Annotated in this window: 9 protein-coding genes; 2 read left to right on the forward strand and 7 right to left on the reverse strand. The window is 36.2% G+C overall.

The annotated features are described in order from the left end of the window. Nucleotides 1-158: 158 nt before the first annotated feature. Nucleotides 159-710 (reverse strand): NADPH-dependent FMN reductase, encoded by a 552-nt coding sequence (gene ssuE, locus ACEWK1_RS13265; RefSeq protein WP_232273617.1) that lies wholly within the window; start codon nucleotides 708-710, stop codon nucleotides 159-161. A gap of 744 nt (nucleotides 711-1454) precedes the next feature. Here ssuE and ACEWK1_RS13270 point away from each other — a divergent pair. After that, nucleotides 1455-2186, forward strand: a complete 732-nt coding sequence (locus ACEWK1_RS13270) for a hypothetical protein (RefSeq protein WP_212136232.1) — start codon at nucleotides 1455-1457, stop codon at nucleotides 2184-2186. 529 nt (nucleotides 2187-2715) lie between these two features. On the opposite strand, the gene ppdK is transcribed toward ACEWK1_RS13270, so the two are convergent. From ppdK to ACEWK1_RS13300, 6 genes are all read right to left on the reverse strand, one after another. Continuing rightward, the gene (gene ppdK, locus ACEWK1_RS13275) at nucleotides 2716-5388 is read right to left on the reverse strand and encodes a pyruvate, phosphate dikinase (RefSeq protein ID WP_212136231.1); all 2673 of its coding nucleotides are present in this window, start codon (nucleotides 5386-5388) and stop codon (nucleotides 2716-2718) included. Beyond that, the gene (locus ACEWK1_RS13280; RefSeq protein ID WP_098795809.1) at nucleotides 5381-6205 is read right to left on the reverse strand and encodes a pyruvate, water dikinase regulatory protein; all 825 of its coding nucleotides are present in this window, start codon (nucleotides 6203-6205) and stop codon (nucleotides 5381-5383) included. Before ACEWK1_RS13280 ends, ppdK begins: the two co-directional genes overlap by 8 nt. A gap of 304 nt (nucleotides 6206-6509) precedes the next feature. Continuing rightward, a complete protein-coding gene (locus ACEWK1_RS13285) occupies nucleotides 6510-7232 on the reverse strand; it encodes a LutC/YkgG family protein (RefSeq protein ID WP_098795808.1) in 723 nt (240 codons plus the stop codon). Next, nucleotides 7229-8659 (reverse strand): LutB/LldF family L-lactate oxidation iron-sulfur protein, encoded by a 1431-nt coding sequence (locus ACEWK1_RS13290; RefSeq protein ID WP_098795807.1) that lies wholly within the window; start codon nucleotides 8657-8659, stop codon nucleotides 7229-7231. The genes ACEWK1_RS13285 and ACEWK1_RS13290 overlap by 4 nt, the downstream gene beginning before the upstream one ends. 18 nt (nucleotides 8660-8677) lie before the next feature. Then, nucleotides 8678-9394 carry a (Fe-S)-binding protein gene (locus ACEWK1_RS13295; protein ID WP_098795806.1) on the reverse strand — a complete coding sequence of 239 codons (717 nt, stop codon included), beginning with the start codon at nucleotides 9392-9394 and terminating at the stop codon, nucleotides 8678-8680. A gap of 126 nt (nucleotides 9395-9520) precedes the next feature. Beyond that, nucleotides 9521-10249: a FadR/GntR family transcriptional regulator gene (locus tag ACEWK1_RS13300; protein WP_098795805.1), complete on the reverse strand. Its 729-nt coding sequence runs from the start codon at nucleotides 10247-10249 to the stop codon at nucleotides 9521-9523. A 285-nt stretch (nucleotides 10250-10534) separates the two neighbouring features. On the opposite strand from ACEWK1_RS13300, the gene ACEWK1_RS13305 reads away from it, so the two are divergent. Continuing rightward, nucleotides 10535-10915 (forward strand): L-lactate permease (locus tag ACEWK1_RS13305; protein ID WP_416636373.1); only part of this gene is annotated, 381 nt, incomplete at its 3' end.

Genomic DNA, 10915 nt, shown 5'->3' on the forward strand with positions numbered 1-10915 from the left:
CTATTTTTGCTAAATAATAAGACTTATTACTTCCTATATATCAGATATAACAATTAGCTAATCACTTTCTATATTAATCACTAAATTTAATACAACTTACCAAGAAACCCTAATCACTAATATATTTCCAAAAAAATTTATGAACTTTCTTGTGAGACTCAATAATTACTTAAATTACAACCTTCAAAAGAATTACTGATTAATTGATTAATACCTTCGTTCAAACGGTCTGAGATTGTATTTGCAATTACCGTTTCTCCAAGTTCATTCAAACTAACCTCAGAATCATGAACAAATATTCCATTTTCTATTATTGTGGCTCCAAGCACTGAAAGGACTGGTTTAAGTGCATATTCGAGCATTAATAGGTGAGCTTTTGACCCTCCAATAGCTAATGGTAGAATTCTTTTGTTCTCAAATCCCTTTTGTGGTATTAAATCTAAATAAGTCTTTAAAATACCACTGTACGATGCTTTGTATATTGGTGTAGCAACTATAATAGCATTTGCTTGTTCTACTAATGCATTTGCGTTTTGGATCATCACGCTGTCGAATCTAGCATGTAATAAATCATCAGCTGGAAGTTTACAAATCTGAATCTGATCCACTTTCAATCTCTTTTGTTCTAAATTTATAATAATTTTATTTAACACACCACTTAACCTCGAAGACTCATTAGGACTACCTGAAATGATTACTACTTTATACATATAATAAACTCCCCCTTTAACGTATATTTAAATAACCACCAAAATTTTTAGTTTTATTCCTCTATAAACTTAAAAACTATACATCTTCTTTTTCTTCCCTCTTTGATCTCTTCATCAATAGGAAAATACTACATTTACTATTATATTTATTTCAAAATTCTCTTCTTTCTTTTACACCTACGATTTATCCTAGTGGAATGAATATATCTTCACATAGGAACCTTAAGAAATAAACAACATTTTCCTAAATAATAGGATAACAACAAAATTAACGTTACAAAAGTTAACAAAAATGTATTTTTTCTATTTTCATTTTCTTCAACTATTATTCTTTATTTATTTTCATTAAATAATAGAAGTTTGAAAGAGTTAGGTAATCCCAAGGTATCTTAACAGTCTATTCATCACATCCTGTACACTATTTTATCCCCCTTGATACTTTTCAATTTTCTAAGTAACTAACTATTCCCACCCAATTTGGTATTAATTATCACAAAAAAATGTTAGATATTATAACAAATAATTCAAAATCATCCCAATAATTAGGAAAACTGAGTAGCTTCAATAGCAGTTTTATGTGAATATAAGATTAATTACAAGATTATGAAATAATCATTATCTTAATAACTCACTCAAGATATTAAATTTTCAAATAAACTTCTGAAACTAATACACCAAAGATCTTTATATCTTATACAGATTAATTATTAACAGAGTATAAATTGCTCTAAAGGAGTTGGAAAAATGCACACCACAAAGGTTTTGAAATCAACTGATTTTGATATCAAGATAAATGATGTTAAAGTCTCTTTTGACGATTTATTTCCCGGCTATAACGAACAGGATCGATTAGGTATAGTGGTTCGCAAACCTGGTGGAAGTGCTGGTGCGAGCGCCCTTCTTATGTCTGCTATTACAAGATTTTATGATTTCCATCGATTACAGCTTGGGAACCAAACAGGGCGATTAAGAATTTATCCTGAATTCTTTATATTTCATGTTGGAAAAAAACATATGGACCATTACTGGATGGATGTATGGACTCCGAATAAAGAGGTTGTTGTAGAAGATGATCCTGAGCAAATATTAGAAGCTATTAACGACAGAGGGATAACGCGCCTACTTGTTGAAGATATAAAACCATCAACTGCAACATTTTTACCGGAAACAATTAGTAGTGCTAAGCTTCGTATCCAAAGCGCAATCGCATACTCTTCATCTGGGATAGTACAGAATGCTGATATAAAAATAACAAGTTGTTCAGCAGCAGAGAGTTATCTTATTTCCACATTAAAGAGATCAAAAGGGTTATTCATAGATACATACGATAATCTTATACAACAAAGGAAAAACCTAATTGTAAATAATCGTATAATAGAGACCTATCGTAAAATTAAAGTATCAGAATCTTTTGATATGCTTACTTCCTCTACCACTCCAGGTAGTGCAACACGAACCTACATGTCTATGGCTTAGTGTAATTATTTGTAATTTTCGAACACACTACTTGACTAAATATTAAAACAATAATATTCTTTCCTGAAAGACAATAAGAGAACATATGAAACTAAACTGGCACCCTTGTTAAGGAGATAAGAAAAAATAGAGTCCAGCAACTACAAGATGATTCTATGTTGTTTAGGATTCATCTTTTTTAAAATTCCATTAGGGTATTTTCCCCACCAGTTTCCGCCGAACATTGAATTTCCTAAACCCTATTTCTTAAGTGATTTTTAGTATTTTGAGCTGTGTAATGGAAGAATGTAAATGTCCAATAGAGGCATTGGACATTTACTGGTTTTTAGAGGAATATTGCCTTTTGAATCACAACTAGGTTCTAACTAAATTCATATAAATAACTTCCTATTAAATGTTAGATTAACCGATTAACTTTCTTTATCAGGTAGTGTTAAATGTAATAATAACTTCTTCATATATCAACATTATGAATCACATTTCACAAGAGATAATAAAAACTGCCCAAAATAGGCAGCCTTTTACATTTTTATACTTGAACTTGAAGTTCATTCTGTTTTTCTTCATATCTAATCTTAGCCTGAGCCGCTGCAAGACGTGCGAGAGGTACACGATATGGTGAACAACTCACGTAATCTAACCCTACATCATGGCAGAATTGAATTGATTCCTTTTCTCCACCATGTTCTCCGCAAATACCTGTTTTTAACCCTGGCTTCATTCCCCTTCCTAGCTTAACACCCGTTTCAATGAGTTTCCCTACTCCTTCTTGATCAAGGGAAACGAATGGATTTGCTGGAAGTACTTTGTTTTCAATATAAGCTTGTAAGAATTTGCCCTCTGCATCATCACGACTATATCCAAATGTTGTTTGTGTTAGGTCATTTGTTCCGAATGAGAAAAAGTCTGCTTCCTCAGCAATTTGGTCTGCAGTTAAGGCTGCACGTGGCACTTCGACCATTGTACCAATTAAGTAGTTAAATGTTAGCCCTGTTTCTTCCTCCACTTGCACTCCAGCATTCACCACTAATTGTCGCATTTCTTTTAACTCATTCACATGACCAACTAATGGAATCATGATTTCAGGTTTTACACCGATTCCTTTATCTATTACTCTCGCAATGGCATAAAAAATCGCTTTGGCTTGCATCACGTAAATCTCAGGAAAAATCATTCCTAAACGACATCCACGATGACCTAGCATTGGATTAAATTCATCAAGTTGTCGTACCTTCCTTAATAACTGTTCTTTTTCTTTTAACTCTCCAGGATTTGAATTTGTTAATTGAAGTTTGGTCACCTCTACTATCAGTTCTTCCTTATCTGGTAAAAATTCGTGAAGAGGAGGATCTAATAAACGAATGGTAACAGGGTTTCCTTGCATTGCTTCAAAAATCCCCTCAAAGTCCTCTTGTTGCATTGGTAATAATTTGGCTAATGCATGTTCGCGTTCTTGATTGGTTTCTGCAAGGATCATATCTTGAACAATTGGGATTCGACTAGCATCCATAAACATATGCTCCGTCCGGCATAATCCAATTCCACCTGCACCAAATTCTAAAGCTTTTTTTGCATCAATTGGATTGTCAGCATTTGCTCTAACACCAAGTTTTCTTACTTCATCAGCCCAAGAAAGCAATAATTGGAATTCATCTGACAATTGCGGTTCAATCATAGGTATTTCTCCTAACATGATTTCACCAGTTGAACCATCAATCGTAATAATATCTCCTTGTTTTACGACCGTTTCTCCTACTTTAAATTGCTTTGACTTTAAATCAATCTTTAATGATTCACATCCACAAATGCATGCTTTTCCCATACCTCTTGCCACAACGGCTGCATGGCTTGTCATTCCTCCGCGGCTAGTAACAGTGGCTTCGGCTGCAACAATTCCATGAATATCATCAGGTGTTGTTTCTGGACGAACAAGAATGACCTTCTTTTTCTCATCTTTCGCCATTTTCTCAGCTTCATCTGCATCAAATACGACTTCTCCAGTTGCTGCACCAGGGGAAGCTGGTAAACCTTTCGCTAATTGCTTTCGTACATATGAATCATCGATGCGACGATGGAGAAGTTGATCAAGCTGATCAGGATCTACACGTAGAATCGCTTCCTGCTTGCTAATGATTTGTTCTTTTACTAATTCAACAGCTATTCTAATTCCTGCTTGAGCTGTTCTTTTTCCGGTACGTGTTTGTAGAATAAAAAGTTCTCCCCGTTCCACAGTAAACTCAATATCCTGCATGTCTTCATAATGGTTTTCAAGGAGGTGACATGTTTGGGTAAACTGCTGATATACGTTTGGCATCTCTTCTTGAAGAGAAATAATTGGTTGAGGTGTACGAATTCCGGCAACTACGTCCTCACCTTGAGCATTGATCAAATATTCACCGTAAAGCTTTGCTTCCCCTGTAGATGGATTACGTGTAAAAGCTACTCCAGTGCCAGAATTGCTGCCCATATTTCCGAAAACCATACTTTGAATGTTCACTGCAGTTCCAAGATGACCGGGAATATTCTGAAGACGGCGATATACAATAGCACGTTGATTATTCCAAGAATCAAAAACAGCACGAATGGAAAGGAATAACTGCTCTTTTGGATTCTCAGGAAAGGCCCTTTTCGAATGCTTAGCAACAATTCTCTTGTATCCTGTAATGACCTCTTTCCAATCTTCTGCAGACATTTCAGGATCTGAGTGATATCCTTTTTCTTCCCTAACTTCATCCAAGAATTGTTCAAAATAAAAGCTATCAACTTTTAGGACAACATCACTAAACATTTGGATAAATCGACGGTAAGAATCATACGCAAAGCGCGGGTTATTCGTCAGATTTGCCAGTCCCACGACCGTTTCGTCATTTATTCCAAGATTTAAAATCGTATCCATCATTCCCGGCATCGAATGAACGGCTCCAGATCTTACAGAAACTAGCAACGGATTTGCTGGATCTCCGAACTTTTTACCGGTTTTTCCTTCAAGGGTTGTAAGCGCTTGTAAAATTTGAAAATCAATCTCTGATGAAATTGATTTTCCAGCTTCATAGTAAGTATTGCAGGTCTCTGTTGTAATGGTAAACCCATAAGGAACAGGTAAACCAATCTTTGTCATTTCAGCTAGATTTGCTCCCTTTCCTCCTAGTAGTTCCCTTTTTCCACTATCCCCTTCATCAAACATATACACAAACTTACCCATGAAATACAGCCCCTTTCTTTTTTAACATCTCTAATATCAAATCAGCCGTCTCTTCGATTGCTTTGTTTGAAACATTAATAACGGGACAACCGATTTTTTTCATAATTTTTTCTGCATATTCTAATTCTGTAAGAATCCGGTCATAATTCGCATAATTCGCTTGGGTTGTTAATCCTATATTTTTTAATCGCTCCATGCGAATTTCATTCAGTTTATCTGGTGTTATGATTAACCCAACACATTTGTTCTTGGGAATATCAAAAAGTTCATCAGGAGGTGCTACTTCTGGAACTAAAGGTACATTTGCCACCTTAAACCGCTTATGGGCCAAATACATTGAAAGCGGTGTCTTTGATGTTCTAGAAACGCCAATTAAGACAATATCTGCATGCCTAATTCCTCTAACATCCTGACCATCATCATATCTAACTGCGAACTCAACTGCTTCTACTCTACGAAAATAGTTTTCATCTAATTTCCTCATTAGTCTTGGTTGATGTACTGGGTCTGTATTTAAATTTTTTATAAATGCATCCATTAGCGGATTCATTAAATCAATAGCACGAATTCCTGCTTCCCTTGCTCGCTCATCAAGATACTGCTTCAAAGATGGAATGACAATTGTATAGGCAATAATGGAGTGATTATATTTGGCGGCAATAATGATATTATCAAGATCTTTCATATCTTCAACATAAGAAATATGCTTGATTTCAACTTCTACACTATTAAATTGAGATGCAACTGCTTTTACCATCAGCTCAGCTGTTTCGCCAACAGAATCAGATACTACATAAACTATTTCCTTTTTATTCACATCCGACCTCCTATTCACTCTTTTAATTGTTTAACAGAACAAATGTGTTATACTAATAAATAAATATGTCATACCATTTGATTAAATAGTATTCTACCATTAAAAATAATAAGTTACAATCCTTTTCTTTCATTCTAACTAAGAAAATTCATAATTATTTTTCAAGTAATAAAAGAAGTAAATAAGCGACATTGAGATGCTAATACAAATAACAAGGTCGCTTATTGTTGTTACTATTTTTGTTTTATTATGAAATGTAAAACCTCAAAAGCTACCATATAAATTTTCATAACCAATCTCGCAGTTATTTATCGTTAACTAAAATATACGTTGCTTTAATTGGCCCATGAACGCCCACTACTAAGTTCATTTCAATATCAGCTGAGTTACTTGGTCCTGTTATGAAATTTACGCAAGAAGCAATTTCTTCCCCCTTGTTAATGTTCTCATGAATTTCTTGGGAAACTTGAGTTATTCTTGGCACAATCGTACTCTTCGGTATGATTGCAATGTACGTAGCCGGTAACAGGCTTACGGAACGACCCTTCCCAGTGTCGCTAAATAGGACAACGGTTCCTGATTCTGCAAGTGTTTTATCACTGAAGGTAATCCCCACGTTTGCTTGTTCTGCTAACTCGATATTTTTCTTTCCAAGCGATGGATTCCATAAACTAACATCGACATCTTCACTTGGCCACTCCTCATGTAGTAAATGAGTCAGCCCAAATTCAGTAAACCGATCGTCATTCCACGTTATAATAGGACCTCCTCCAAATTCTTTAACAACGTTTTTTAAAACGGTTACTAAATCTACTGACGTTGTTTCAACAAATTGAGTTTGGATCCGCCGGCACTGCTCCTTTAAAACATCAACAAGCTGATCTTGTGACAAACCTTGTAAAACATCCCATTGCGGTTGATGCTTCCATTCTGGTAGCGTTACACCTTCCGTTCTTTGCTCTCGTCCAAGCTGTGAGGCAATCTTATTTAAAAAAGTTTCTTGATTTTGAATTGATCCTCCTGTCATTGCTCGCCCCCCTCCTTATCACGGTTCTTAAACCAGTCACGGAATCTCTTATTTTCAGGAGCCGGAAAATCCCGAATCTCAGTCCACGCCTTTAGTGGACCAGGACCTTTCGAAATTTTTGCATTCACTGCAAAAGGGCTCATTGCAGTAGGTGCTAGTCTTGAACCTAAATTGTAAAGAGGAGTTGACGCAGAACCTAGTCCAAAAGCCTTCATCGCAAATTTTTCAGAAATCGGTGCTTTCCCTTCTCTTTCAACAATAACCTGACGATGTTTGTGGAGTAATTCGTGCAATGGAATCTTGACTGGACAAACTTCTGTACAGGCTCCGCAAAGTGTAGATGCATATGGAAGCTCCTTATACTCTTCGTAGCCACCGAGTAGCGGTGAAAGAACCGCTCCAATTGGTCCTGAATAAATTGAACCATAGGAATGCCCTCCGACATGACGGTAAACCGGACAAACATTCACACATGCAGCACAACGGATGCATTGTAAAATAGATTGGAATTCTGTTCCTAATATTTTTGAGCGACCATTATCCACAATGACAACGTGAAAATCTTCAGGTCCGTCTACATCTCCAGCTTGCTTCGGACCTGTTAATGCGGTTACATAACTTGTCAATTTCTGCCCTACAGCACTTCTGGTTAACAAGCTCACTAAAACTTCAAATTCAGCAAAAGTTGGTACAATCCGCTCCATTCCCATAACAGTAATTTGTGTCTTAGGAAGGGCTGAGACTAGTCTTGCATTACCTTCATTTGTCACAAGACTTATCGAACCTGATTCCGCTATCGCAAAGTTACAACCAGTCACACCGATATCAGCTGATAAAAATTCTTTTCTTAACATTTCACGTGCATGTAATGCAAGCTCCTCAGGCTTTTCTGTTTTTGTATAGGCTAATTTTTCTTTAAATACATCACGGATTTGTTCTTTGTTTTTATGTAGTGCAGGAGTAACTATATGGGAAGGCGGATCATGGTCATCCACCTGTAAAATATACTCTCCTAGGTCTGTCTCAATGACTTCACATCCCTCTTCTTCTAAACATTGATTCATATTAATTTCTTCCGTTACCATTGATTTGGATTTAACAATCTTTTTACCATTCTTTTTCTTAATAACATCTTTTATATATTGATTTGCTTCATCAGGAGTTTCTGCAAAAAAGACATGTCCTCCACGTTCAGCAACCTTTTCACTAAATTGCTTTAAATAGTAATCAAGATTATCGAGCGTATGTTGGCGAATTTCTTCACCAAGTGCCCGCCACTCTTCCCAGTTACCGAGTTCTTTTGCCGCTTCAATTCGTCTTGTGCTAAGGCGTTCTTGTGCACCAGAGACTGCCCCGCGCATAAACGTATTATTAATGCCATTCTCAACACGTTCTTTAAACTCGCCTGTTCCGATTTTCATCGCCATTAACTTCCATCTCCCTTCTTATTTGCTATTCAAAACTTCTGCGATATGCATTACCTTAATTGGCTTGCCTTGTCGTTCAATTCGTCCGCCGATGTTCAGCAAACACCCGCAATCTGCGCCAATTAAATAGTCTGCTTCAGTCTCCTCAACCTTTTTAACCTTCTCATCAACCATTTGCTCAGAGATATTACCCATTTTCACTGAAAAGGTACCACCAAACCCACAGCAATCATGACTATTACTTAGTGGTATGTATTCTAAGCCTTCTACATTTTCTAAAAGTTTAGTAGGTGCTTCCCTTACTCCTAATAAACGAGTCATATGACATGATTTGTGCAATGTTGCTTTCCCCTTGAGCTTTGCCCCAACATTTTCTACTTTCAGTACATCAACAATAAACTGTGTCAGCTCATACGTTCTATTAGCAAGTTTGATGGCTCGTTCCTCCCACAAAGCATCCCCTGCAAAAACATGTGGGTATTCACGAAACATTGTTGCACATGATCCAGAAGGGGTTACAACATACTCCGAATTCTCAAAGGTTTGTATCATTCGCTTCATCGCTTCCTTCGAATCTTTTACATACCCACTGTTATATGCCGGTTGTCCGCAGCATATTTGTTTTTCTGGAAAATCAACCTCACAGCCTAATCTCTCAAGCAGTTCAACGGTTGCTCTTCCAACCGATGTTTCAAACATATCTACTAAACAAGTAACAAATAATGTCACTTTCATGATTATCACCTCACCAAAATAGAAAACGCTTTCTATTAATCAATTTAATATATTGATAATGATATGTCAACCGGTCATCTGATGACCTGAAATTTCAGTACAAAAAAATAAGAAGCTCCTCTACAATTAGGAACTTCCTTTTTTGTCTTGATAATATTTTTTCAACACGTTTTCAACATTTTCTAAGTGCTCAATGATAAGCTTTTGAGCTTGAATTGCATCCTGATCCTTAATGGCTTGATAAATTCTCGAATGGTCTTGATACAGCCGTTCAGTCGTTGCTTGCTTTGAAAAAAGCCACAATCGACGCGTCTCCCTCATAGATTCAACCATCATTCCAGAAACATTGCTCATTAATCCTTTTAATATTGGATTATGCGTTGCATCTGCTATGGCAAGATGAAACTTAAGGTCCGCTTTTTCACCGAGTTCCTCATCACTGAGTCCTTCTCTCATTACTTCTATTAGCTCAGACATTATTTTCAAATCTTCTTCTTTCCGATTTATAGCTGCTGAACCCGCTGCACCAACCTCTAAAATTTTACGAACCTCTAATAAATGAACGATATCTGTTTCATTCATTAGAACTGCCGTTGATAAAGGCAACGTTAGCATCATCGGATCAAACTCTCGAATATATGTGCCTTCCCCTTGCTTCATTTCAACTAAACCCATCGCTCGTAATGCACTAAGTGCCTCACGAACTGCTGACCGTCCCACATTAAAACTTTCAGCCAACTGTTGAACAGAATTCAATTTATCTCCAGGTTTTAGCTCTCCATTTTTGATCATTTCTAAAAGAGCTTCTGCAACTTCTTCATTTATCTTTCTAGGTTTAATTTGTTTATATTCCATTACTTCACCCCTGTTAAAATCCACAATTATACCAACTATTTAAATTATACTATTAAATTGTTACTCAAATTAATAATATGAGAAAAAATTTTACCTATTCAATAACTACGATAAGTTTACACTATCATTATTTTTAAAAATTTTTGTTGATTTTCGGTTACGCTTACATTAATATTAAGTCATCCGATGACTCTATGATCAGTTATTTACATAACGATAATTATCTTATTACATTTTTGACCTAACAGATTTTAAATCAAGGTAAGATTAAAGGAGGTAAGATGGATGAACGTTGGAATTTTATCTTTAATTGCTTTAGTACCTATTTTTTCGATTTTTTTATTTCTGGTTATTTTGAAATGGCCAGCAACTCGCGCAATGCCTATTTCACTTATTGTAACCGCTTTAACAGCTGTGTTTTTCTGGGGAACAAAAGCAAATGTTGTAGCCGGAGCAGCTCTTAATGGTGTTGGTACCGCGATAGATGTCATGTTTATTGTATTCGGTGCCGTTCTTTTATTAAACACAGTAAAGGAAAGTGGAGCCATTTCTACAATCCGCCAAGGATTTATTACGATCTCTCCCGACAGAAGAATTCAAGCAATCATTATCGCTTGGTTGTTCGGGGCATTCATCGAAGGTGCAGCAGGTTTTGGTACACCTGCA

The sequence above is a fragment of the Metabacillus sp. YM-086 genome, assembly GCF_048059995.1.
In the GTDB taxonomy this organism is placed as follows: domain Bacteria; phylum Bacillota; class Bacilli; order Bacillales; family Bacillaceae; genus Metabacillus; species Metabacillus litoralis_B.

Excerpts from the sequence above, each read along its gene's own strand:
- ssuE (WP_232273617.1), bottom strand. The coding sequence starts at position 710 with ATGTATAAAGTAGTAATCATTTCAGGTAGTCCTAATGAGTCTTCGAGG.
- ACEWK1_RS13270 (WP_212136232.1), top strand. The coding sequence starts at position 1,455 with ATGCACACCACAAAGGTTTTGAAATCAACTGATTTTGATATCAAGATA.
- ppdK (WP_212136231.1), bottom strand. The coding sequence starts at position 5,388 with ATGGGTAAGTTTGTGTATATGTTTGATGAAGGGGATAGTGGAAAAAGG.
- ACEWK1_RS13285 (WP_098795808.1), bottom strand. The coding sequence starts at position 7,232 with ATGACAGGAGGATCAATTCAAAATCAAGAAACTTTTTTAAATAAGATT.
- ACEWK1_RS13290 (WP_098795807.1), bottom strand. The coding sequence starts at position 8,659 with ATGGCGATGAAAATCGGAACAGGCGAGTTTAAAGAACGTGTTGAGAAT.
- ACEWK1_RS13295 (WP_098795806.1), bottom strand. The coding sequence starts at position 9,394 with ATGAAAGTGACATTATTTGTTACTTGTTTAGTAGATATGTTTGAAACA.
- ACEWK1_RS13300 (WP_098795805.1), bottom strand. The coding sequence starts at position 10,249 with ATGGAATATAAACAAATTAAACCTAGAAAGATAAATGAAGAAGTTGCA.